Origin of the sequence: Acinetobacter sp. Ver3 (assembly GCF_000632455.1) — a bacterium.
GTDB lineage: Bacteria > Pseudomonadota > Gammaproteobacteria > Pseudomonadales > Moraxellaceae > Acinetobacter.
Genome location: NZ_JFYL01000046.1, coordinates 1 through 24,095, shown reverse-complemented (window position 1 = coordinate 24,095; position 24,095 = coordinate 1). Strand labels below are relative to the sequence as shown.

19 protein-coding genes are annotated in these 24,095 nt (G+C 39.6%); 8 read left to right on the top strand and 11 right to left on the bottom strand.

Features of this window, described 5'->3' with window-relative positions; all coding sequences use genetic code 11:
- Positions 1 to 91: 91 nt before the first annotated feature.
- From CL42_RS11645 to trxA, 3 genes are all read right to left on the bottom strand, one after another.
- Positions 92 to 376: a hypothetical protein gene (locus tag CL42_RS11645; RefSeq protein ID WP_035268570.1), complete on the bottom strand. Its 285-nt coding sequence runs from the start codon at positions 374 to 376 to the stop codon at positions 92 to 94.
- A 401-nt stretch (positions 377 to 777) separates the two neighbouring features.
- The gene (gene rho / locus CL42_RS11640) at positions 778 to 2,046 is read right to left on the bottom strand and encodes a transcription termination factor Rho (protein ID WP_035268567.1); all 1,269 of its coding nucleotides are present in this window, start codon (positions 2,044 to 2,046) and stop codon (positions 778 to 780) included.
- 319 nt (positions 2,047 to 2,365) lie between these two features.
- Positions 2,366 to 2,692 carry a thioredoxin gene (gene trxA, locus CL42_RS11635; RefSeq protein ID WP_035268564.1) on the bottom strand — a complete coding sequence of 109 codons (327 nt, stop codon included), beginning with the start codon at positions 2,690 to 2,692 and terminating at the stop codon, positions 2,366 to 2,368.
- 269 nt (positions 2,693 to 2,961) lie between these two features.
- Between trxA and ppx the strand changes: the two genes are divergently transcribed.
- The 5 genes from ppx (at position 2,962) to CL42_RS11610 (ending at position 8,087) form a co-directional block, all read left to right on the top strand.
- The gene (ppx, locus tag CL42_RS11630) at positions 2,962 to 4,482 is read left to right on the top strand and encodes an exopolyphosphatase (RefSeq protein WP_035268561.1); all 1,521 of its coding nucleotides are present in this window, start codon (positions 2,962 to 2,964) and stop codon (positions 4,480 to 4,482) included.
- 67 nt (positions 4,483 to 4,549) lie between these two features.
- Positions 4,550 to 5,374 (top strand): acetyl-CoA carboxylase carboxyltransferase subunit alpha, encoded by an 825-nt coding sequence (locus CL42_RS11625; RefSeq protein WP_035268558.1) that lies wholly within the window; start codon positions 4,550 to 4,552, stop codon positions 5,372 to 5,374.
- On the top strand, positions 5,311 to 6,663 hold the full coding sequence (tilS, locus tag CL42_RS11620) for a tRNA lysidine(34) synthetase TilS (protein WP_081403285.1): 1,353 nt from the start codon (positions 5,311 to 5,313) through the stop codon (positions 6,661 to 6,663). Before CL42_RS11625 ends, tilS begins: the two co-directional genes overlap by 64 nt.
- A gap of 21 nt (positions 6,664 to 6,684) precedes the next feature.
- Positions 6,685 to 7,515, top strand: a complete 831-nt coding sequence (gene proC, locus CL42_RS11615) for a pyrroline-5-carboxylate reductase (protein WP_035268555.1) — start codon at positions 6,685 to 6,687, stop codon at positions 7,513 to 7,515.
- A gap of 23 nt (positions 7,516 to 7,538) precedes the next feature.
- The gene (locus CL42_RS11610; RefSeq protein ID WP_035268553.1) at positions 7,539 to 8,087 is read left to right on the top strand and encodes a YggT family protein; all 549 of its coding nucleotides are present in this window, start codon (positions 7,539 to 7,541) and stop codon (positions 8,085 to 8,087) included.
- A 78-nt stretch (positions 8,088 to 8,165) separates the two neighbouring features.
- Here CL42_RS11610 and polA read toward each other — a convergent pair whose 3' ends face one another.
- Positions 8,166 to 10,925 (bottom strand): DNA polymerase I, encoded by a 2,760-nt coding sequence (gene polA / locus CL42_RS11605; RefSeq protein ID WP_035268551.1) that lies wholly within the window; start codon positions 10,923 to 10,925, stop codon positions 8,166 to 8,168.
- A 161-nt stretch (positions 10,926 to 11,086) separates the two neighbouring features.
- Here polA and CL42_RS11600 point away from each other — a divergent pair, with 161 nt between their 5' ends.
- The gene (locus CL42_RS11600; RefSeq protein WP_035268548.1) at positions 11,087 to 13,798 is read left to right on the top strand and encodes a DUF2339 domain-containing protein; all 2,712 of its coding nucleotides are present in this window, start codon (positions 11,087 to 11,089) and stop codon (positions 13,796 to 13,798) included.
- 29 nt (positions 13,799 to 13,827) lie between these two features.
- Here the strand turns inward: CL42_RS11600 and CL42_RS11595 are convergent, their stop codons facing one another.
- Both CL42_RS11595 and CL42_RS11590 read right to left on the bottom strand, forming a co-directional pair.
- Entirely contained in the window at positions 13,828 to 14,745 is a 918-nt protein-coding gene (locus tag CL42_RS11595) for a mechanosensitive ion channel family protein (protein WP_035268545.1), read from the bottom strand.
- A gap of 9 nt (positions 14,746 to 14,754) precedes the next feature.
- Positions 14,755 to 15,573, bottom strand: a complete 819-nt coding sequence (locus CL42_RS11590; protein WP_035268542.1) for a hypothetical protein — start codon at positions 15,571 to 15,573, stop codon at positions 14,755 to 14,757.
- Between the two features lie 99 nt (positions 15,574 to 15,672).
- Between CL42_RS11590 and gspE the strand changes: the two genes are divergently transcribed.
- Together gspE and CL42_RS11580 are read left to right on the top strand one after the other, a co-directional pair.
- Positions 15,673 to 17,160: a type II secretion system ATPase GspE gene (gene gspE, locus CL42_RS11585; RefSeq protein WP_035268540.1), complete on the top strand. Its 1,488-nt coding sequence runs from the start codon at positions 15,673 to 15,675 to the stop codon at positions 17,158 to 17,160.
- Between the two features lie 616 nt (positions 17,161 to 17,776).
- Positions 17,777 to 19,474 carry a DUF4394 domain-containing protein gene (locus CL42_RS11580; RefSeq protein WP_035268538.1) on the top strand — a complete coding sequence of 566 codons (1,698 nt, stop codon included), beginning with the start codon at positions 17,777 to 17,779 and terminating at the stop codon, positions 19,472 to 19,474.
- A 317-nt stretch (positions 19,475 to 19,791) separates the two neighbouring features.
- Here the strand turns inward: CL42_RS11580 and CL42_RS11575 are convergent, their stop codons facing one another.
- The 5 genes from CL42_RS11575 to CL42_RS11555 form a co-directional block, all read right to left on the bottom strand.
- Positions 19,792 to 20,217, bottom strand: a complete 426-nt coding sequence (locus CL42_RS11575; RefSeq protein WP_035268535.1) for an organic hydroperoxide resistance protein — start codon at positions 20,215 to 20,217, stop codon at positions 19,792 to 19,794.
- Between the two features lie 108 nt (positions 20,218 to 20,325).
- Entirely contained in the window at positions 20,326 to 21,153 is an 828-nt protein-coding gene (locus CL42_RS11570) for a carbon-nitrogen hydrolase family protein (RefSeq protein ID WP_035268532.1), read from the bottom strand.
- A 38-nt stretch (positions 21,154 to 21,191) separates the two neighbouring features.
- Positions 21,192 to 21,698: an anti-anti-sigma factor GigB gene (gigB, locus tag CL42_RS11565; protein ID WP_035268529.1), complete on the bottom strand. Its 507-nt coding sequence runs from the start codon at positions 21,696 to 21,698 to the stop codon at positions 21,192 to 21,194.
- Positions 21,699 to 21,810: 112 nt separating this feature from the next.
- A complete protein-coding gene (gene gigA / locus CL42_RS11560; RefSeq protein ID WP_035268527.1) occupies positions 21,811 to 22,779 on the bottom strand; it encodes an RsbU family protein phosphatase GigA in 969 nt (322 codons plus the stop codon).
- 117 nt (positions 22,780 to 22,896) lie between these two features.
- Positions 22,897 to 23,871, bottom strand: a complete 975-nt coding sequence (locus CL42_RS11555; RefSeq protein ID WP_035268524.1) for a VacJ family lipoprotein — start codon at positions 23,869 to 23,871, stop codon at positions 22,897 to 22,899.
- Positions 23,872 to 24,095: the final 224 nt, after the last annotated feature.

The following is a 24,095-nucleotide window of genomic DNA, read 5'->3' as shown; positions in this document are numbered from 1 at the left end:
ATGCTCTTAACTTTATGCGTATTCATAAAATTCAGCGCATAAAAAAAGAGAACCAAAGGTTCTCTTTTTTTCGAATAATCTAAACTTTAGATTATTGAGCAGCAGAAGCAGCAGCAGTAGCGTCAGCAGCAGCGTCAGTAGCTTCAGCAGCAGCATCAGTAGCTTCAGCAGCAGCAGCGTCAGCTTGAGCAGCAACTTCAGAAGAAGCTTCAACAGCAGCAGCGTCAGCAGCTACAACAGCTTCAGAAGCAGCTTCTACAGCTTCAGATGCAGCAGCGTTTGCATCAGCAGCAGCTTCTTCAGTTTTTTTAGCACAACCAACGAAAGCTAAAGTAGTAGCAACGGCAGCAGCAATAGCAATTTTTTTGAATAACATGGCATCACTCTCATTAAAATAAATTGAGACAAAAAACCCGGTTAGTCTGTTGTGTGCTTTTATTATTCCTAACGTTAGTAAGGTTAATAACGCATGGAGCAGCCTAACTGGTATGCCGACATGCTATCACTGAGTATTTTGAATTACTACTAGGCGAAATGAAAAAATGCTTAAAAAATGAGAAATTTGACCCTATTTTTAACAGAAAATTACAATCATTTTTGCATTTTGAATTGGAGAAATACTAAGTAAATACTTAAAAAATAAAGGGAATTAAAATACAAGATGATAAAAATCACATACTTGCAAGAAAAGTTACATTCAAAAGTTAGTATTGTGTATTTATGTAAATGGTGTCAACCCAAATAAAAGGCCATCAATAAATGATGGCCTTTTGCGTATTAGTTGGCAGCTTTGCGTTTCATTTGATCGAAGAAATCATCATTGGTCTTGGTTTCCTTCATGCGATCAAGTAAGAATTCCATCGCAGCAAGTTCGTCCATAGGATGGAGAAGCTTACGTAAAATCCAAACCTTACGTAGTTTATCTTCATCCATGAGGCGTTCTTCACGACGTGTACCAGATTTCTTGATATTCATCGCAGGGAATACACGTTTCTCAGCAATACGGCGATCAAGCGTAATCTCTTGGTTACCTGTACCTTTGAATTCTTCGTAGATGACTTCATCCATTTTACTGCCAGTTTCAATTAAAGCAGTAGAAATGATCGTAAGTGAACCACCTTCTTCGATATTACGTGCAGCACCGAAGAAACGTTTTGGACGTTCTAAAGCGTGGGCATCAACACCACCAGTTAAAACTTTACCTGATGATGGAATAACTGTGTTATATGCACGTGCTAAACGTGTAATTGAGTCAAGCAAAATAACAACGTCTTTTTTGTGTTCTACCAAACGTTTTGCTTTTTCAATCACCATTTCAGCGACTTGAACGTGACGTGCAGGTGATTCGTCAAATGTTGAAGCAACAACTTCACCACGAACGGTACGTTCCATTTCTGTTACTTCTTCTGGACGCTCATCAATGAGAAGAACGATTAGGAAGCATTCAGGATTATTACGAACAATAGATTGAGCAATGTTTTGGATCAACATTGTCTTACCAGCTTTGGGTGGTGCAACAATAATTGAACGTTGACCTTTACCAATTGGAGCAACTAAATCGACAACACGCGCAGTTAAATCTTCAGTCGAACCATTTCCTAACTCCATCACTAATTGTTCAGTTGGGAATAAAGGCGTTAAGTTTTCAAAAAGAATCTTATTGCGAGAGTTTTCTGGCGTGTCGTAGTTAATTTGATTCACTTTTAAAAGTGCAAAATAACGTTCGCCTTCTTTTGGTGGACGAATCGTACCTGTAATCGTATCGCCAGTGCGCAAATTGAAGCGGCGAATTTGAGAAGGGCTGACATAAATGTCATCTGGACCCGCAAGGTAAGACCCTGCTGCAGAACGTAAAAAACCGAAACCATCAGACAGAATTTCAAGAACACCATCGCCGAAAATTTCTTCACCATTCATAGCATGGCGTTTCAAAATGGCAAAAATAATGTCTTGCTTACGGTTACGTGCCATTCCTTCAAGGCCCATGAACTCAGCAATTTTGATGAGTTCGCCTATCGGTTTTTTCTTGAGTTCAGTTAAGTTCATAAATGGTCGATTGAATTAAAAGGAAGTGTGGAACACAGATAGAATAGAAGCAAAAGACATCCGCAGTGCAAGAAAAGAGCAGCAATTGATTTGCACAATAACAAACTCAGAATCTAGTAAGTTCTTTCGAGGAGAAATGTGTAAACAATTTCTTTAGCCGAGCGGCGATCTTATGTTTTGTGTATTGTAAGAAACGAGGAGAAATTGTCCAAGTGTTTCTTGATCATGCAATATAAGTGAGATATGGCTCTTTGTCAATTTTACCGTCAAAAAAAGCGCCAAAAATTTGACGCTTTCAAAGCCATTAAAATTGAAAGAATTAGATATTTTCTTCAATAAAAGCTGCAAGTTTAGATTTAGGAGCTGCACCAACTTGTTGAGCAACAACTTCACCATTTTTAAACATCAATAAAGCTGGGATATTACGAATATTGTAATTTACAGCAGTTTGTTCGCATGAAGTTACGTCAACTTTTACGATTTTAACTTTACCTTCGTATTCAGTTGCTAAAACTTCAAGTACAGGAGCAATAGCTTTACATGGCGCACACCAGCCTGCCCAAAAATCAACAAGAACTGGCGTGTCAGAATTTAAAACGTCAGCTTCAAAATTAGCATCAGTTGTATTAACGATATTAGCAGACATGGAATTTGCTCCGAATAATTTTTTGAAAACGGTCTATCTATGTATATAAGTATTACATAGACCACTTTAACAAAGTAGGGGATAGGGTTTATTTTCGGACTAAATTCTGTAAATGTCTAATTGATGCTCACGATTTCCATGATCGGTGTAACACAATTGTCATATATGATGATTTTTTAAATAGTCGTTAAATTGACTAAATAAATGGCTTTTAAATTACAGTTATGTGAATTAATCTAGGCACAATTCTGGTTGAACTTAGCGCAACAATGTCTGATTTTTTGATTGATGAAGAACTCCTTGCAGCCATTGATATGGGCTCAAACAGCTTCCACTTGGCGATTGCTCGAGTTGATCATGGTGAGGTAAAAAAAGTCGCATCGATGTCTGAAAAGGTCCAATTGGCCGCAGGTTTAGATGAAAATAAAAATTTGACAGAAGCTGCTCAACAACGTGGTTTAGCATGCTTGGCTCGATTTGTAGGGCGCCTAAGTTCAGTCCAATCGAATCGTTTAAGAATTGTGGCCACCAATGCTTTGCGCCAAGCTAAAAATGGGCATGAATTCATTCAAAAAGCAGCTGAAATTCTGCCTAAACCTATTGAAATTATTGCTGGTCGTGAAGAAGCACGCTTAATTTATTTAGGTGTATCACATACTATGGCGAACAGCGGTCGCCGTTTGGTGATTGATATTGGTGGTGGCTCGACTGAGTTAATCATTGGTGAAGAGTTTGAGCCGATTCATACTGAATCCGTGCAAATGGGATGCGTTGCATTTACGAAGGCCTATTTTGCAGACGGAGATATTAATCCAAAAGCTTTCGATCGTGCGGTGACTGCCGCACGCAAAGAAATCTCGGGTATCGCGACTACTTACCGTGCGGCAGGATGGGATACTGTTGTTGGTTCAAGTGGAACCATTAAAGCCTGTCGTCAAATTGCGGTAAATATGGGTTGGAGCGATGATCAGGAAAACTTGACGCGAGAAGGCTTGGAAAAACTTAAAGATAAGTTACTCAAATACAAGCATATTTCAGACATGGAATTTGAGGGTCTTAAGGAAGATCGTCGTGCAGTCCTACCTGCGGGTATTGCGATTTTATACGCTGTATTTGAAGTTCTTCAAGTTGATAAGCTGGTCTATTCAGATGGCGCCTTACGAGAAGGTGTAATGTATGATTTACTCGGGCGCTTCCAGCATGAAGATATTCGAGATCGTAGCGTACAAGCCTTGATGGGGCGTTATGGTGCTGATCAAAAACAAGCAGAACGTGTTGTTGAAACGGCTCAACAATTATTTGATAGCGTGGCAGGAACGCTTGGTCTAAATAATGACGATAGTGATTTGCTACGTCGAGCAGCTTATCTTCATGAAATAGGTTTAGCCATTAGTCATAGTGGTTATCATCGTCATGGCGCATATTTGCTTCAGCATTCTGACATTGCTGGTTTTTCACAAATTGATCAAAATCATTTGTCACATTTGGTCGCTCATCATCGCCGTAAATTGCGTGCTGAAGCAAAAAATGATGTGACGAAAGTCGGTGGAATTAAACTTGTCTATCTATGTTTGCTCCTTCGTCTCGCAATTTTGCTGAATCACAGCCGAAGCGATGAGATGCTTCCTGCCATTGAATTAAAGATATTAGATGAGCAACAATGGCAACTGAAAGTTTCTGGTGATGCAAAACAATGGCCTTTGTTGGTTGCAGAGCTGCATGATGAGCAGGTGCAATTTAAACATTGGGATATCGTTTTGAATATTCAGTCGGAACAATTTATTGGCTAACAGAAGCTGATAAGCGAATTTTATTAGTTAACTACGTCATAGTTAATTTAGGGATATTCATCGACTTATGAAAAATAAAGCTGCTCAATCTAAAGCATGGAAAACGGTTCAAATTGCGCGTCATCCAGATCGCCCACAATTTTTAGATTATGTGAGCGAAATTTTTACAGAATTTGATGCACTTCATGGTGACCGTTTATATGGTGATGATGGTGCAATGGTTGGCGGTTTAGCACGTTTTAATGGTCAGGCTGTGATGGTGGTTGGTCAACATCGTGGTCGTAGTACACGTGAAAAGTTACAGCATAATTTTGGGATGAGTAATCCAGAAGGCTATCGCAAGTCTCAGCGTTTACTTGATATGGCTGAACGATTTAATCTTCCAGTTTTCACATTTATTGACACCATGGGTGCATACCCTGGTGTAGGTGCTGAAGAGCGTGGACAAGCAGAAGCAATTGCTACGAGTCTAGCTCAACTCTCAAGTTTAAAAGTACCTGTCATCGCGACTGTTCTAGGCGAGGGTGGTTCTGGCGGCGCATTAGGCATTGGCGTTGCAGATCGTGTGATTATGCTTTCTCACAGTATTTACTCTGTGATTTCACCTGAAGGTTGTGCCTCAATTCTTTGGAAAACTGCTGAAAAAGCTGAGCAAGCGAGTGAAGCGCTTGCACTCACTGCAGATAAACTGAAAGAACTTGGTATTGTCGAGTATGTTGTAGATGAAGGTGAGGGTGCTCATCTTCAGCCAGACGTAGTCATGGATAAATTAAAACATGTGTTACAAGCTGCACTTGATGAGCTTGTTCCAATGGATGCAAATGCAAGATGCGAAGCACGTTACCAACGTTTAATGAAGTTTGGCAGCGACAATTCAGGTCTAGCTTCTTAAAACAAATTGCCAAATTTGGTGATGAACACACGTTCTTAGTGGGATGCAGTGGCGGCATGGATTCCATGCTGTTGCTGTATGTCATGTCTCAATTAATTCCCCAAAAAATCCGTGCGATTAATATTAACCACCAGTTGCAATCTGCAAATCAGGAATGGGCTGAATTCGTCCATCAATTTTGTATGGCAGCGCACATCCCTGTGGTTCTCGAGACAGTTCAAATTGCTGAAGGGAATTTGGAACAGCAAGCTCGAGCAGCACGTTATCAAGCTTTTAAACATCATTTATCCGACACAGATATTTTAGTACTGGCACATCATCAGCAGGATCAAGCTGAGACCGTATTATTACGTTTGTTCTCTGGTGCTGGAATACAGGGATTGTCCGCGATGAAATTATTAGATTCACGTGAAGACATCATTATTTGGCGACCATTATTGAATCTCAGTCGTGAGCAGATTTGCCAATGGGTAGAACAACTCAAATTGCCCTACGTGGATGACCCGACCAATTTTGATACGCACTATGATCGAGCTTGGTGCCGTCATGAGCTTTGGAATATTTTGCAAAGCCGATTCCCTAAAATGCAACAGGCGATTGTGAGAACCAGTGTGTTGATGCAAGATGCGGATGAAATTTTGCAAGAGATTTTACAACAGGATTTGGCGTTCTGTGGCGATGATGATCATCTAGATTTACGACAACTCAATCAATTAAGTTTAGCAAGAAGAAGACAACTTTTATCAAATTGGATGAAAGGTAAGGATCAATACCGTCCTGCATTTGAGATGGTAGAGCGATTGACTGAAGAAGTTATTTTGGCGAAACCTGATGCACAAGCAGCATTGCATTGGAATGGACAATATTATGTTCGTTTCCGAAATATCTTATATCGAGTTGCTAAGGATGAATACTTAGCAGAATCAAACACAACTGATTCGGAAATAAAATTTGAAATCCAGCAAGTTGTTAATTTAGCTTCGGGTCAATTTAAGATCTGCCAACATCATGAAGAGTGTGGTCTGCGTACAGAACTTTTAAATCAGTCTCTGACATTGCATTATCGTCAAGGTGGGGAAAAAGTCCATTTGCATGGACGTGTGGGGAAATGGCCATTAAAAAAAGCAATTCAAGAGGCACAAATTTTTCCATGGAAGCGTCATACTATTCAAATTTTAAGCTTAGATAATGTTATGCTTGGTGTTTTCACGCCAAAAGGGTTTTGGCTGGCTGAATCAGAATATTGTGAAGTCGGTGGTTGGCAGCCAAAGTTAGTTTCATCGCTATAAAATCAAGGTTGAGAGTCGTTCATGAGTGTTGCGTTAAACTGTAATATTTGTTTCATTGGTGGTGGTAATATGGCTCAAGCCCTAATTGGAGGGTTGATTAGTCGTGGTTTACCAACAACGCGTATTACAGTTTCCGATCCTGTAGAACGTGTGAGAGAGTTATTAAAAGAAAAAGAAATTCAAGTTACAGACAATAATGAAGACGCGATCCAAAATGCTGATGTTGTTGTTCTGGCGGTGAAACCACAAGTACTGGCACAAGTTCTTAAACCGTTAAAAGATAAATTTGAGAATAAGTTAATTGTTTCGATTGTAGCAGGAGCTGAAATTGCAACGATTGCTGCATTAACGGGGACGGAGTTTATCGTTCGTGTCATGCCTAATACACCTGCATTGGTTCAAACAGGTGCCCATGGTTTATATGCTCATGACGTTGTTGACCAAGCAAAGCGTGAATTGGCAAGTCAGATTTTAGCTGCAACAGGCTTAACACTTTGGGTAAACTCAGAAGAGCAAATTGATGCAGTAACTGCGGTATCGGGGTCAGGTCCAGCGTACTTTTTCTATATGATGGAAAGTATGATTCGTGCTGGGAAAAATTTAGGCTTGGATGAGAAAACTGCAACAGCATTAACGCTACAAACAGCTCTCGGTGCTGCACAAATGGCGATCACCAGTTCTAATACGCCATCTGAACTGCGTAGAAATGTGACATCACCAAATGGTACAACTCAAGCGGCCTTGGAAGTTTTTGATCGAGCGCAAATTTCACAGAATATTCAAGCTGCTCTTGCGGCTGCAAAAAAACGCAGTCAGGAGCTCGCTCAGGAATTAAGTGATAGTTCTAAATAACTAAATTTTAGGAAAATTGAAGTATGGGTGCGAGCTCTGCGCTATTTTTTGACATTATCATTAATGTTGCGATTTTATTGGTATTTTTCCGTTTTTTAATGCAATTGGCGGCAGTCAGTCCATATAACCCTGTTGTGCTATCGACAGTGAAAGCAACTAAAATTGTAGATGTGTTTGGACGAATCTTGCCAACTGTGGCACAGGGGCGTGTAAATCTAGCAGCTTTAGTGCTGATCGTGTTGTTGTATTTTCTTAAGGTATTTGGCTATAAATATTTAAATGCCTTACCAACAGGCGATGTATTGTACTTTATTGGTTCAACAGTACTTTCAATGTTGCAGGCATTAATTTCAATTCTTAAATATTTACTGTTCGCTTACATCATATGTAGTTGGATTTTGATGTTTTCACAAACACGTTCACCTTATATTGAAGTGATTCAAGAATTAGCTGAACCGATGTTGGCACCATTCCGTAAAGTAATGCCAAATTTAGGGATGATTGATCTATCTCCAATCCTTGCATTCTTTACACTTTATATTGCTGAAATCATGTTGAAATCAATTGGTTAAATCTAGATTACGGATTTAAACAATCTCATAAAAAAGGACTCATTTGAGTCCTTTTTTACAATCTAAGAATCTTAGAAATTAGTGCGCTTCGCCCCAGTTTTTCCCTTTGCCGACTTCAACAACAAGTGGCACAGAGAGTTGAACAACGCCTTGCATTGCATCTGCGATTTTAATAGCGATCTCGTCAGCGATCGCTTCATCTACCTCAAACACTAATTCATCGTGAACTTGCAATAATAATTTGGCCTGATCTTTAGGTAAAATTTTATCTACTTCGATCATTGCCATTTTTATAATCTCCGCAGCAGAACCTTGAAGAGGCGCATTAATTGCAGCGCGTTCAGCTGCCTTTCGAATCATCATATTGCGCGCATCGATATCTGGTGTGTATAAGCGTCGCCCTGTAATGGTTTCAACAAAGCCTTGTTCTAATGCGACTTGTCGTGTGCGTTGCATATATTCATAAATGCCAGGATAGCGATGGAAATATTGTTTAATGTAATTTTGAGATTCTTCGCGTGTGAATCCCAACTGACGTGTTAAACCAAACTCAGACATGCCATAAAGTAATCCAAAGTTGACTGCCTTGGCTTGGCGACGTTGATCATTGGTTACATCATCCAAAGCAATATTTAATACTTCTGCTGCAGTACGGCGATGAACATCTTGGCCGTGATTAAACGCGTCAACTAAAGCCTCATCTTGTGAAAAATGTGCCATAAGACGTAGTTCAATTTGTGAGTAATCGGCAGCAAGTAAAACCCGACCTTCAGGTGCAACAAAAGCTTTTCGGATTTGACGACCGATCTCTTCGCGAATTGGAATATTCTGAAGATTAGGATCAGTAGAAGATAATCGTCCAGTTGCGGTTAAAGCTTGATGGTAGCTGGTATGAACACGATGACTTTCGTTATTGGCTTGTTTGATTAAACCGTCAGTATAGGTACTTTTTAATTTAGACAAGCCACGATATTCTAAAATAAGTGCAGCGATCGGGTGATCAATTTTCTCAAGAATGCTTTCGCTGGTACTGTATTGACCTGTTGAAGTTTTCTTACCACCTTTTAAACCTAACTTATCAAAAAGAATATCACCCACCTGCTTAGGTGAGCTGACATTAAAAGGATGACCAGCGATTTCGATAATCTGATTTTCTAACTCTAGAATTGTATTAGAAAATTCTTGACCCAATTGATCGAGGAAACTCAAATCGAGCTGAATTCCATTTTCTTCCATCGTCGTCAGAACTGCAGCTGTCGGCATTTCGATTTGATGAAGAATATTGAGAAGCTCTGGGATTTCTTTAAGCTTACGCTCCAATACCTCATACAAACGATAGGTTACATGGGCATCTTCAGCGGCATAATGCGCTGCTGTTTCGATTTCAATTTGATTAAAGGTTTTTTGTTTAGCACCTTTGCCCGCCACTTGTTCGTAAGTGGTGGTTAAGTGGCTAAGATAAACGCGCGCAACGTCATCCATACCATGGCGCGTCGCCACAGCATTGAGCACGTACGAGGCAAGCATGGTGTCAAAGTACCAGCCTTGTAAATGAATTCCATGATTTTCGAGAATATGAGCATCATATTTTAAATGATGACCAATCTTCTCAATCTCAGCGTTTTCTAAAATTGGTTTGATTTGCGCAAGAATAGCGTCGCGATCCAATTGCTCTGGAGCACCTTCATAGTCGTGAGCAAGCGGAACGTAATATGCATCTTGGGCATCAAATGCCACAGAAAAGCCTACCATCTCTGCAACACGATAATCTAAACTTGTGGTTTCAGTATCGAAAGCAAAGCGTTTCTCAGTAGTCAATCTTTGAAAGAGTTTTTCCCAATCCGCTGGTGTTAAAACGGTATGGTAAGTTGCCTCGCCAAGCTGATCATCTACACTAGTTTGAACCGCTTGGTCTTCGATTTTCGATGTTGCAGTACTCGGTTTTGCGATAACTTGACTTGATTGTTTATACGCAGCACTATTTGGATTGTTGGGATGATCTAGAGACTGAAGTTGATTTCTAAACTCAAGTTCGGTGTAAAGCTGACGTAACTCTGCAACATTTGGATCTCGGAGTTTAAGATCATCGTAGGTCAGATTCATGTCTAAGTCACAAACAATACTTGCTAGCTGATGATCTAGCGCAATACCATCTGCATTGTCTTTAATATTTTGGCCTACTTTGCCTTTAATTTTATCGACATTTTCAAGAATTCCGCCTATTGAACCATATTCATTCAGCAGTTTAGCCGCAGTCTTTGCCCCGATACCAGGAACGCCCATGATGCCGTCAGAGGCATCTCCCATGAGGGTTAAATAATCAATAATTTGGTTCGGCCAAACACCAAACTTTTCAAAAACGCCATTCACATCCATGGGCTTGTCTTTAAAACTGTCTTCAAGTGTCACTTTGTCCGTGACCAATTGAGCCATGTCTTTATCGCCTGTGGAAATCAAGACTTGATAGCCTTCTTTTTCTGCACGTTTTGCCAGCGTACCGATGATATCATCGGCTTCCGCGCCTGGAATGGCATGGAGTGGGATACCTAAAGCGCGTATTAAATTATGTAAATATGGAATTTGTTGAGCGAGTTCGTCAGGCATGCTCGGTCGATCCCCTTTATAGATTGGGGAAAGTTGATGACGGAAAGTTGGTTCAGGTGTGTCAAAAATGACAGCCATGTGTGTAGGTTGAACACGACGCATTAACTTTTGGATAGCAGAAATAGCTCCGCGAATTGCGTTGGTTTGTAAACCTGTTGACGTCGTTAGCGGTGGTAGTGCGTGATAAGCACGAAATAAAAAATATGACCCATCGACCAAGACAAATGGTGGCATTGAAACGTTCCTAATCCAATTAACTTTTTCATTGTACGTGATTTTCAGCAGTTGCGCTGATACAAGATTTGCAATCAAGTGTACAGAATATGCGATGAAAAACGCAAAATGCCAATTCTTGCTGAGGTATCATCAATCTAGCTAAAAAAGGAATGATGTGTATGCTGAAGCAACATAGTGAACTAAAAATGATTTGGTTGATGCTACTCATCATAGTAGCGATCAGTGCTTGGGTTCTAGCGTTGCCGATCATTACGTTTTTATGTGTTGCTGCATTCATCATAAGTGTTATGCAATATGCCCATCATGTTGAAAAACCGCTTACCAACATTGAGCAACAGACTCATTATTCGAAGCAGAATACATCACGATTGCCCTTATATATTTCATCATTTTTTGCACTAATTGGTAGTTTGTTCGATTGGACATGGTTGGTTGGATTAGGTTTAACATTCTGGATTTATTTTTTTCTAAACTGGTTGCGACAACTTGAGGGTCGATTAATTCAAATCGGTGCTTTGCAGGAAAAGCTAATAAAACTAGATCGAGACGATCAGACGAGTACCCCAAGTATTTTACAAGGTTTAGAGGGAATCCAGATAAATCAGCAGAATGATTTGGGTTTTGGGGCGCAAATCAGACGATGGATCTTTCATGGGAATCCTGTCCTGAAAGTTGCGATTACTGTCCTGGTGATTGGGGTCGTCTTATTATTGAGATATATGGTTGAACATTGGACCTTAAGTCTTTCAATCAAACTTTTGGCTGTTGCTGTCATCGCGATCATATGTGTTGCCTTTGGTTATCATATACAGAAAAAAAACCGCGGCTTTGGTCTTGCTTTACAAGGACTGGGTTTTGCGGGATTGTTATTAAGTATTCTATTTGCTTATCACTATGATCTGTTAAATCTCATTAATACGATTACGCTTTACAGCTTGAGCATGCTGTCGTTGGTCATACTGATTTTAAAACAGCGGTCAGTGGAGCTTTCCCTGATGGGAGTTTTGGTTGCTTATATTGCACCGTTCACATTACCTCATGCAGATTTTTCCTCAGCTCAATTACTGTCTTATTATCTAGCGGTCAATTGTGTTGTAGGTGTAATTTGTACATTACATCCATGGAAAATACTCACTCAAATAGCGTTGCTGCTCATTGTTGTTATCGGTGGTGGTTATGCCTTTTTGAATGGCGGTGTTGCAGAGAGATTCGTTTTATCCTGTCTAGTTATTGCACATGCGAGTGTATTTATTTGGTTGGGTTTCAGATTTAACCAGCTCGCTACACATCAAAATCAAGCTCATTTAGGTCAGCGTATTATTGACTCCGCATTGATTTATGTCAGTCCCTTGGTCGCATACGCATTTTTACATCTCATGTATTTAGATCAAAAATCGGTTCAAATTGCCTTGTGTTTGGGTTTTGCATTGACTCACTTTGCGATTTTTAAAGTTGTGCAGCACGCGAAATTTGATACGGCGATTAAACAAAATTATTTAATGTTAGGTTTTATTTTTCTAAGTTTTATCCCGCCGATCTTGATCCCACAAGTATGGAGTGTGATCGGGTGGATTTTTGAAGGACTTCTTATTTTAATTTGGGGCTTGCATCGTGAGTTTAGGGTAGGGCGAACATTAGGTTATGCGTTGTTAGCAGTTGGATTTTTTTCGTATTTATACTATTTGATCGATTTAGCATTAATTCCAAATATCATCCCATGGTTACTAGGTCTAAGTTATATCCTTACGATTGTGGTCTCCAATGTTGTGATGCGTTATCAAAAACAGCTGACACTGTCAGATAAAATTTTCCTGTCTATTTTTTCTTTTTTTGCGAGTCTTTTACTGCTTTATCAAGGTGTGGAAAGTTTTAGTGAACCGATGAGATTAATCTACACACTTGCATTCACAACTGCGATTTATTTTGCTGCTAATTTAGTCTTACAACCGCGCCAAGTAGTCTCATGGTCATGGTTATTACCAAAATGGTTCGGGCTGATTCCTATTGTAGTGTTCGCAGCTATTATGCTGATCGATCAATACACTCAAGGTATCATCGTCTGGCTATCATTTGGTGAGCAAGGCTTGTTTATCTTGGCTTGTTTGGCTCTCAGCTATCTGTGGTTAAAACCAATTTCAAATGCTCAGTATGAAAATGAATGGATCGCCTTTGGTGGACTCGCTTCTTTAGCTTGTGCCAGCGTAGGTGTAGTTTCAATGTCACCTATGATGGGAGTTGTCCTTCTACCGTTGATACTTTATGGCTATAGTTTTTTTAAAACAACAGACTTGAATAAGCTTTGGTTAACAAAGACCAGCCTCATTTTATTGTTGTGCTGGATTGTCAGCTCACAAATTTGGGTGGTAGAAATCTTTTGGAAATATTTTATCCCAATCTTAAACCCTATTGATGTAGTCAGTCTGACTGGTTTGTGGGTGCTTATTCAGGTGCTTCGCAGTCAAATCAGAATGGGGCTAGAGCGAACACTTGGCGCATTCTTGATCTTACTCGCTGTGCTATGGGTAAGTAGTTATGTACTTCTTAGAGCCTTACATTTTTATTTTGCTACACCTTATAACCAGTGGATCATTTGGCAAGATTCTGCAGTGCAATTGGCGTTGACATTATTGTGGGTGGTCATGGCATTCATTGTGATGAAATATGCCGCTGTCATCCATAATCGAGTGGTATGGATGTTTGGTGCAAGTATTTTGGCGATCGTGACTTTTAAATTGGTATTGTTAGATTTATCCCATATCGGCACTCTAAGTCGAGTTTTATCATTTTTAGGCGCGGGAGGATTGATGCTGATTATTGCGTACATCGCCCCAGCGCCAGAGCAAAATCGAGTAGAAGAGACTAATGCTTGATCCTGAGATCAAGCATTAACCTTAATTCATTATAATTTAGGCTCTCTTTTGATTTCCTTAGCATTGGCGTATTGGTCTATTTCCTCATCTGTTAACGAGGGTTGTGGAGGGCGATCAACAAAACCCATTTTAGGTACAGGAATTTCAATATGGTGATCAACAAAACCGTTTCGAATCCGCTCTTGCATTTCATCACGCACTTTTAAAAAGTTTTCCTGTTGGCACCAAATGGCGAATAACAATTCGATTGAAGATTCACGGAATGCGGTTACCGTTACAGCAGGTTTGGGATCTGCTAACACTAAAGGATAGCTGTTTGCCACTTTTAATAAAACTTCTCGTACTTTAATGATGTCTTCATGAAAGTTGATTGCAAGTGTAATGGGGATGCGCCGTATCGGGAATTTAGAAAGGTTGTGTACGGGAGCACGAATTAATTGCTCATTAGGTAAACGGACATAGACATTATCTTGAGTCAGTAATTTGACAGACAGTAAATCAATGGAGATCACTTCACCTTCGATGGTATGTCCACGAATTAACGTAATTTGAATGGTGTCACCAATTTCAAAAGAACCTTCACCAATCAAGAATAAACCGCTGATCAAGTTCGTCGCAGAGGTTTGAGATGCAAAACCCAGCGCTACGGTCAAAATACCAGCGGCACCTAGAAATACACTTAATTTAAAACCTGCTTCTTTTAAACTCGCCATCACAAAGATGAGGAAAATAAAATAAAAAATACCGCGCCGCCATACCAAACGCTGATGAGCATTAAATTTGGCGCCGATCGTTCTCACAAAAGTATTGGAAACGACTCGAGCAAAAAGGAATCCAATAAAGCAAAGCACAATCGCAATAATAATTTCAGTTAGGCGATCCGTATTGATATTGGTAAATATACTTTTGAGGCTATCAGCAATGGTGCCGGTAAGACTATCTGCCATATGCCCCCCTTAGAAGAATGAATCAAACATGTTAAATAAAGTACTACCTGGGGCACGTGCTGGATTGACATAAATTACATCACCAGCCAATGGTGGGGTGCGATTTTCAATACGAATACGTGCTGGTCGATCCATCCCTTCGTGAATGACTTTAATTTGTGACGTCCATAATCGCTCTGTACTTTCACTATAAAACAAAGGCAGGGCAGGAACAGGTACATTCATTCGATCGAAACGGAGTTGATTTCCACTGACATTGTGAAAGTCAATTGGAGTGACTGCACGAAATGCACGTGGACGAAGTTGTTTGAGTTCTGTTCGACCATCAACTGAAGTGGCGTAACACATTTCACCACTGCGTTGATCAGGTCCGAACCATGTATCTTTAGGCATAATGACCGGTATATCGAATAATGGGGTCTTTTGACTTTCGACATAACCTGAAAGCCACAGAGGGGTACTAATATAAAGCGTGCCACGTTGACCAGCTGGAATGTAAATTGGGTCTACAGGACGGATCACCACAGATCGATCTGCAAGACGTGGTATCAATTGAATTTTAGGGTGAGTTTCCCTGAACATGTAACGTTCTACATGCACTGGACGAGGAAATGAAAAATGGGGGTCATCCATTTCCTGCCACTTTTGTTCGTAGTCGTATTGAATTTGAGGACGGTAGTATTCCATGCGCCATTCTTGTAAGCCACGAGTGAGTCGAAAGAGCAATGAACCAAATTGCCAAGCACGCACTTGATTGAGTTCAAAATGCTGCTCACCCCACCATCTTAAAGTCGAAGGGTTTTGCTCAAGTTTCTGATCTAGTGACAATAGGGAATATCCTTAAATAAATTCATTAAAAAACTGTCTTCACGCTGTCAAATGCTTAGAGTACACTCGAGGTAATTTTAATCATGATTATCATCCCTTATGCAAGTACTTAAACAAATACAAATACCGTATAGTTTTGCAAAAAAGCATGGCGTTTTGTTGCGTTATGAAGGGGATCAAGTTTTTATTGTCCGTCGTCAAGATACTGCTTTGGTTGCTTTGCAAGAAGCACGCCGTTACGTGGGGCGTACAGCCCAATATCAATTGGCGACTGAACAAGATTTTAGTCAGTTACTCAGTTCAAGTTATGCTGGCGAGACAGGCGAGTCTCAGCAAGTGGCTGCTGGTTTAGAAGATCATCCTGACTTGTTAAGTTTAGCCGATCAAGTACCTGAAGCAGAAGATCTGATGGATCAGGAAGACGATGCTCCGATTGTTAGATTGATTAACGCATTATTGTCCGAAGCCATTCGAGTGAGTGCATCAGATATACATATTGAAGCTTTTGAAAAAAAGTTATCGGTTCGTTTACGTGTTGATGGGCAACTTCGAGAAATCGTGCAACCACGTCGTGAACTTGCCCCATTGTTAGTTTCACGTATTAAAGTAATGGCAAAACTTGATATTGCTGAAAAGCGAATTCCTCAGGATGGTCGTATCTCTTTACGACTGGCAGGTCGTGAGGTGGATGTCCGTGTTTCGACTTTACCCTCTTCACATGGTGAGCGCGTAGTAATGCGTCTTTTAGACAAGCAAGCAGGTCGTTTAAATATGACCCATTTGGGTCTGATGAAAGATGATTACGAGCGATTAACCCAATTAGTGCATCGTCCTCACGGTATCATTCTCGTGACCGGACCGACAGGTTCTGGTAAAACTACGACACTTTATGCTGCACTCTCGGATTTAAATGACGGATCTAAGAATATTTTGACCGCGGAAGATCCAATTGAATATCAACTTGAAGGTATTGGACAAACTCAGGTTAACACTAAAGTGGATATGACATTTGCGCGTGCATTGAAAGCGATGCTTCGTCAAGATCCAGATGTGGTGATGGTGGGGGAGATCCGAGATTTAGAAACTGCAGAAATTGCTGTGCAAGCATCCTTGACGGGTCACTTGGTATTGTCGACGTTGCATACCAATACTGCGATTGGTGCAGTGACGCGTTTAAAAGACATGGGAATTGAGCCATTTCTTCTGTCGAGTTCTTTAATTGGTGTGATTGCGCAACGATTGGTTCGTACTTTGTGTTCGCACTGTCATAGTTGGCGTGCCGCGGATGACTTTGAAAAAGAAATTTTTAAGAATGTCCATGATGGTACTGCGCTCAATCTGCCTCAACCAGAGGGGTGTGAACATTGTGCGCATACAGGTTTTAGTGGTCGTACCGCCATTTATGAAATCGTCCCTGTTGATGATGGAATGCGCCGTCTGATTCACGGGAATGCTGCAGAGTTTGAAGTTGAAAACTATGCTCGCCAGCAGTCAGGTTCGATACGTGATGATGGATTACGAAAGGTGCTTGAAGGTAAGAGTACATTAGAGGAAGTACTTCGAGTAACAAACGAAGCGGCGGAGTGATTCAGAGATTATTTAATAATTCTCGATAAAACGAAGAAGCGCTGATTTGAAATTAAGCTCGAAAGCTGAGGATTCAACAAAAGAGCCCAATTATAATAGTTGGGCATTTCGCATTCGCATAAGGTAATGAATTACATTAATAAATAAAAATAATTTTGAATAAGGTTTATAAGGTCAATTATAGGAATATTTATGAATTATCTTATGTCAAAACGCCATTACTGTAAGACATCTCACTAAAATTATTTTACAAAATTAAAGATTATGTAATATTTAGATTTTGCAATGTGATAATTTAATTTTGCATTTGGTTTCATACATAATGTGAAAAATCTGTGAAGTATTACCAAATAGATCTAACAATACAAAACAATAGCTATAAAACATATATTTACTAAAAAATAATAAAAACATATGGTTAATTAACATGCGACAGACATTGAACTTGAAGATCTACATTTCTATGTATTCTACATGCTTAACTATAGAGAATGATCCTTTCCAAGTCTAAAGATACCTCGACGTGTTTCTCAGCAAAGCTGAGTTGTTTTACATATTGAACCGTGTAATCAGAAGTTCTTCAAAATCAAATATCAGTAATTAAGGAAAATTATACATGGAACTCAAAACACTCATCTGCACCCTCACCGTACTCGGTGGTATCGGATTAGTTGGATGTAATGATTCAAATTCATCTGAGCCTATTCCTCCAACAAATGCTACTGGTAATCTCTTGGTACTGACCAGTGACGGTATGATTAGCTCACTCAATCATGACCAACCTAGTTCGCTGATTTCAAATATTAAAATTTCAGGTTTAGTTTCTGGGGATCAACTGGTTGGAATGGACCATCGTCCAAGTGATGGAAAGTTATATGCAGTAGGTTTGTTGGGTAATATTTACACGTTAAATCCAAGTTCTGGAGTAGCAAAATTCGTTATTAAAATGACAGCTGATCCAGCAGATACGACAGATGGTAATGCAGCTTTTAGTAAAATTACTTCCAATCCTGATGCGCTTAGCGTGAATTTCAACCCTGCTGCGGATCGTCTAAGAATTATTGGTCAAGATGGTCAAAACCTAAGAGTTAATGTTGATACAGGTCTCACCATCACCGATGGAGAAATTAGTCGGGTTGGTGATGCTACAACCGAAGTAAGTGCCGCAGCTTATACCAATGCTTTTGCTGGAACGGCAAGTACAAAATTATACAGTATCGAATCTTCGACAGATCGCATTTATCTGCAAAATGCAAATGCCGGAACATTAGGTATCTCTGCACCCTTAGGTCAGGATGTATCGAATAACGGTGGTTTTGATATAGACCCAATAAATAATATTGGTTTTGCTGCATTAAAAGTCTCGGGTGCATATAAACTATTTCAAGTTAATCTTGCTCAAGTCGGAACGACCAATAACGCTATTTTTGAGACAAGCGACTTGCCTAACGAATATCGTCAAACCTCCATTCGTGGGATTGCGCTTAATCGAGCAGAAGAAACCACTTCAAAAGGAATTGGGTTGACCAATAATAATTCTTTAATTAGATTTGAAATCAATAGTCCAAATGATACGACCGAACAAAAAATTACAGGCGTATTGGTCAATGAAAAATTCGTAGGTATTGATTTTAGATTACGTACTGCTACTGATAAAACCGATACACTATATGGTTTAACTAATCAAGCAAACTTGTATACCATTAACCCAAATTCTGGTGCTGCAACACTTGTGACTGCACTTAAAGCAGGCACGGGTAGTAACTTTAGTACTCTAGACGGCACACAGTTTGCTGTTGACTTCAATCCAACGGCTGACCGTTTAAGAGTCATCAGTAATTCAGGGCAAAATCTGCGAATCAATGTCGATACGGGTGAAACCATTCAAGATGGCAAAATTAATGGGATCACAAATGCAGTGATTAGCGCTGCGGCATATACCAACAGTTTTAAAACACCTATTTCAGCTCTTAGCACCGAATTATTTAATCTAGATCAGGCCAATCAGTTACTGACGAAGCAAGTTCCACCCAATGATGGAACATTGGTGAGATTAGGTAGTCTTGGCGTGAACTTAAGCTTGAATGATGGTTTCGATATTGCTGGTGGTGATAATGGATTAGCTCTAGCGGCAATAAGCAACAATAATGGTGCTTCTATCCTATACCGTATAGATCTAAATAGCGATACAGCACTTACAACTCCTCGTGCACGTCCAGCTATTTCCGTTAATGGGACGCCTAGTGTTATGAAGTCAATGATCGGCTCAATTACAACGCCCGCCTTAATTGACTTAGCAATACTTTTTAAATAGTTTACTTGCTAGATTAAAAGAGTAATAGTCAAAAAGACATATGTACTTTTGAATTGATATAGTTGAAGACGGAAATTTTGGAGATACTGAACTAGTTAGTGGAGGTATCTCCAAATCACTATTTTTCTTTAAATTAAGCTGCAGGACTGATTACTGCAAGCTGAGGCAAAGAGTCATTATTCCTTTAGATACACATAAATCTACTTGATCCCACCTAATATAAAATTTCTTTTTCTAAGTTGAAATTAACTTATAACCACAAAAAAGCTGAGATGCATATGCATATCAGCGTGATTTTTAGGATTGAAACAACTGGATCAAACAATCACATTCAAGGTCACATCAATATTGCCACGTGTTGCATTTGAATATGGGCAAACGATATGAGCAGCATCTACCAGCTTTTGAGCTTCCTCTTTATCCAAGCCTTCCAGATGAATATTTAAAGTGGCTGCTATTCCAAAACCAGTTGGAATAGGACCAATACTCACTTCGCCTTCAATATAAGCTTCTGGTGTGATTTTCAATTTATCGCGGTTGGCAACAAATTTCATCGCACCTAAGAAACATGCAGAATAACCAGCAGCAAATAATTGCTCTGGATTTGTTCCACCACCGGGACCACCCATTTCTTTTGGTACAGCGAGCTGAACATCTAAAATTTGATCTGATGATGTAGCACGACCATCACGCCCACCAGTAGCTTTTGCATGTGCGGTATAAACAACTTTTTCTAATGACATAATTCCTTCCAGATAGAGTATAGGTGAATATCTATACTCTCTGATTTAAAAGGAATGATAATCGGTAATTTTGTAAAGCTTGGTATTCAATTTTTATGTGTGAGCAGGTCAAAGCTGAATAAGTTTACGATGCTGAATTAATGGCATCGATTCTCTAATTTTTTTCTGTTCATCGATGTCAAAAGGAACTGTAATCATTTGAGCACCTTCTTCAGAGGTGATATCTAACAATTGACCACGAGAATTCGCAGCACCAGAGTGACCCCAGGTTTGTCTTTTTTCACCGTGCCACCCTTGTTGAGCTGAGCCTAAAACTTGGCATTGACTGTCCATGGCACGAGCTTGTAAAAGTAATTGCCAGTGCATTTGACCTGTCGTGTAAGTAAAAGCAGAAGGTGCTGTTAAAATATTTGCGCCTTGTGCGCGCAGCTTTAAAGCAAGTTCAGGAAAACGAAGGTCATAGCAGACCATTAAACCAATATTGCCAAATGGAGTTTTAGCAATGACGGTTTGATCACCTGGTTCAAAAAACTTAGATTCGTGATATCCACCTACCGCATCACCGACTTGAACATCGAATAAATGAATCTTGTCATAACGTGCTTCTGTCTTTTCAGGGCTAATACAAAGACTAGTTGTTCTGACACGACCATCTGGCACAATGGTGCCGTCTGGGCGAAAAGGACAGGGGAGTGTCCCAGCAACAATCCACATTTGATATTGATGAGCAAGTTGTTCTAAACGAGATTGTATTTCTTCAAATCGTTCAGCAGTCTCACGCTGTTTGCCTGCCGCAAAACAAACGAAATTCTCCGGGAAAACGATCAAGGAGGCCCCTTGATTCTTACTTTTTGCTAACAATGATTCAATGACTTGAAAGTTATTTTCAATATCATTTTGGGAGTTCATTTGGGTGACAGAAAGTAAGGTTGTCATGAGGTTCTCCTTAAGCGCTCAGTATGCTTAAGAGAATATCAGATGCTGTGATCGATGGTATCTTGTTGTTGTTCTAATTGTTTAACCAAAGGCTCGAACATATTTTGGTTATCAGCATTTAATTTCATTAATGTACGATGAGCATCTAATACAGTTGAAAGCATTGCATTATGTGTGATGTGTTCGTCCAATAAAGCGCGCGTGCACACATTCGGATCTCCGCAATAGTTTAAAATTACGAAAACCTGACCAAGACCCATACTGTTCGCAAGTGTAGTGATATCTGGGTTAGTAGATAACATAACAGCTTGAACTTGATGCACTTGTTTGAGCTTTAATCCTAGTTTTGCGAGGATTCCAAGCACAGTACTGTCTATGAATGTAGTTTGGGTTAAATCAACAATTGCGCCTACGACGTTTTGTTGTTGTTCAATCCGAGATAATAATTTATCAAGGCTTATACAAGATTGAGCGCGCACTTCTCCAATGAGTTTGAAAATGTGCGTACCATCCAAGCTTGCATATTCAACATGACCTGTTGACATATAAATGCCATTTGCAGAAAGGATGCTAAAATTATCACATAGCACAAGTCGATACTCAAGTAGTCTTCAGTCGTAGATCGATTTATAAACAGCTACACTATTGATTATTAACTTAATTTAGACGTTGGAAGCTGAGTATTGCAATATCATCTGCAACATGTTCAGGAACTTCGAATGATTGATTTTGCAAGTGATAGACCAATTGTGTAAATTGTTCATTCAATCCACCATCAAAAGGTTCAAGTGCACCATCTGAGCAAATAATAAAACGAGCTCCACGATTCAACGTACATTCAAACTCTTCAATTTCGAGATCTTCAGTAAGACCTAAGGGAAAGCTGCTGGTGTTGAGGATGCGAGCATCCTGATTAGGTTCAAAGATAATTGCTGGAGGGTAATGCCCTGCGCTTGACCACTTAAGCTGGTGGGTCTCTAGATTCAATGTGCCTGCAATCATTGTAATATGCTTTTCGATGTTCTCTTGTAAAAGCATGCCATTAAGTTTTTTGAGGAGTTCTCGTGGGGTTTTCGATCTACCGTGAAATGCAGCCATCCAAGAGGTAAGAAGTGAGCTTGTTACACCATGTCCAGAAACATCCGCGAGATAAAATAAGATTTCACGATCACTGAGTTTCCAATAATCATACCAATCACCAGATAAGTAAGCTGACGGTTGAAATAAAGTCTCGACTTTATAATTAAGTAGGTCGATTGGGTTGGGTAATAGTTTTTTTTGTAATTCAGCTGCAGAGGGCAGGTCGCGGCTGTCCTGATTGCGTTTGTATTTTGCTTCAATTTTAGCAATCGATTTTGCGAGATCTTTTGGAAGACGGTCCCAAATCCAGCCAGCGAGTGCGCCAAGTTCCCATGCTTGCGAGAGTTGAAGTCCCTCATCTGCATGACCTATCACGATCGTAGGGAGAGTCCATTTATATTGCAGAAAATCATTAACATCACTAATGGCAATGATGGTTGAATCGTAAAGATGAAGATCATCTATATGAATCATTTGTAAACTCGGCAGAGCCTCTAGAACGCTATCTAGAAGATGGATGTCACGAGTGGGTTGAATGAAATACATAGATGAAAGAATCAATCCTAAATGCTTTATTTATAAAACTATCTTAGACGAACTTATATCGAACGCCAAGTTAAAGTCTAAAAACAAAAGATTTAGACTTTAACTTACATATGGCTTTTATTCGGATTCCATAGATTCATCCATGAAGGATTCATCATCTGAAAAATCATCTTCAATAAATAGTCCAGAACCCGTTTCTAAACCGCGTTTTTCAGCAATAACATAGTTTTTTCGTTGTAAGTAGGCATCACGCATTGCTGCATACTTGTCACCTTGCAAGACTTGTTCAATCTCTAAAAGTTGAGCACGTGTATCTAATGCGCTAAGTGCCCAGTCACTATAATAGATGCGATCATGACCATCGAGTAAATATTTTTGAGGGCGTGCCTGACTATCTACTACGCGACCAACAGTATCACGGAAGGTGCTTGGTCCCATAAAAGGAAGAACGAGGTAAGGACCAGAAGGGACACCGTAATAGCCTAGAGTAGTTCCAAAATCCTCATCTTCCATTGGCAGAGATAAGCGACGTGCAGGATCAGCGAAACCAAGCGTTGTAATTGTATTTAATGTAAAACGACCAAACGTTTGTGCGGCACGTTTAAAGCGACCTTGAGCAACCTGATTTACAGCATTCCATGGCTCACCCAAATTGTCTCGGAAGCCACGTAATGAATCTCTAACGTGTTCTGGAACTTTATCAGCGTACTGCACGGCTATAGGGCGCAAGACATTTTGATCGACAACATCATTAAATGCGTAGATTTGTCTGTTTAAAGGTTGAAGTGGATCTTTTTCATTTTCAGGTAATGCTGCTGTTGCATTGACTTTGAAATTATCAATTTTTAAATTTTTTAAATCTTTGATAGATCCATTGGTGTTAACTGAATTTTCTAAAGCTGGTTGTGAAGCCTTAGCAATATCGTTGTTTAAAGGCTGGTTATTATCATTTGAGGTAGACAACTTATCAGATGTTGATAATGCAGTATCGTCAGCAATTTTATTGCCTGCAATCTCAGGTTGTTTGGCGTAAGCGGGTGCTGCTAAACCAATACTTAACATACTGACCCAAATAAGTTGAGAGTACTGCATAAAAACATCCTAGAATAAAAGCTGAATATTAGTCTTATTAAATAAATAGTAAGTACGAACAGAATAACGCCATTATAGCGAGAGTTGAAAGCAGTTTACTAAAGTATATTTGCACAAAAAATGTGAATTAACCGTGAAAAAAGAGTGATTTTGTAGAAAATATAATCACTTGTTAAGAAAATATAATTAAATTTTAAAAAAGAGGTTGCATTGGATATGAAATA

Coding starts and splice junctions, on each gene's coding strand:
- CL42_RS11570 (WP_035268532.1), bottom strand. CDS start 21,153: ATGACAACCTTACTTTCTGTCACCCAAATGAACTCCCAAAATGATATT.
- CL42_RS11610 (WP_035268553.1), top strand. CDS start 7,539: ATGGGTGCGAGCTCTGCGCTATTTTTTGACATTATCATTAATGTTGCG.
- CL42_RS11555 (WP_035268524.1), bottom strand. CDS start 23,871: ATGCAGTACTCTCAACTTATTTGGGTCAGTATGTTAAGTATTGGTTTA.
- CL42_RS11600 (WP_035268548.1), top strand. CDS start 11,087: ATGCTGAAGCAACATAGTGAACTAAAAATGATTTGGTTGATGCTACTC.
- gspE (WP_035268540.1), top strand. CDS start 15,673: ATGCAAGTACTTAAACAAATACAAATACCGTATAGTTTTGCAAAAAAG.
- gigA (WP_035268527.1), bottom strand. CDS start 22,779: ATGTATTTCATTCAACCCACTCGTGACATCCATCTTCTAGATAGCGTT.
- polA (WP_035268551.1), bottom strand. CDS start 10,925: ATGCCACCATTTGTCTTGGTCGATGGGTCATATTTTTTATTTCGTGCT.
- ppx (WP_035268561.1), top strand. CDS start 2,962: ATGTCTGATTTTTTGATTGATGAAGAACTCCTTGCAGCCATTGATATG.
- CL42_RS11625 (WP_035268558.1), top strand. CDS start 4,550: ATGAAAAATAAAGCTGCTCAATCTAAAGCATGGAAAACGGTTCAAATT.
- CL42_RS11575 (WP_035268535.1), bottom strand. CDS start 20,217: ATGTCATTAGAAAAAGTTGTTTATACCGCACATGCAAAAGCTACTGGT.
- CL42_RS11645 (WP_035268570.1), bottom strand. CDS start 376: ATGTTATTCAAAAAAATTGCTATTGCTGCTGCCGTTGCTACTACTTTA.
- gigB (WP_035268529.1), bottom strand. CDS start 21,698: ATGTCAACAGGTCATGTTGAATATGCAAGCTTGGATGGTACGCACATT.
- CL42_RS11595 (WP_035268545.1), bottom strand. CDS start 14,745: ATGGCAGATAGTCTTACCGGCACCATTGCTGATAGCCTCAAAAGTATA.
- CL42_RS11580 (WP_035268538.1), top strand. CDS start 17,777: ATGGAACTCAAAACACTCATCTGCACCCTCACCGTACTCGGTGGTATC.
- proC (WP_035268555.1), top strand. CDS start 6,685: ATGAGTGTTGCGTTAAACTGTAATATTTGTTTCATTGGTGGTGGTAAT.
- rho (WP_035268567.1), bottom strand. CDS start 2,046: ATGAACTTAACTGAACTCAAGAAAAAACCGATAGGCGAACTCATCAAA.
- trxA (WP_035268564.1), bottom strand. CDS start 2,692: ATGTCTGCTAATATCGTTAATACAACTGATGCTAATTTTGAAGCTGAC.
- tilS (WP_081403285.1), top strand. CDS start 5,311: ATGCGAAGCACGTTACCAACGTTTAATGAAGTTTGGCAGCGACAATTC.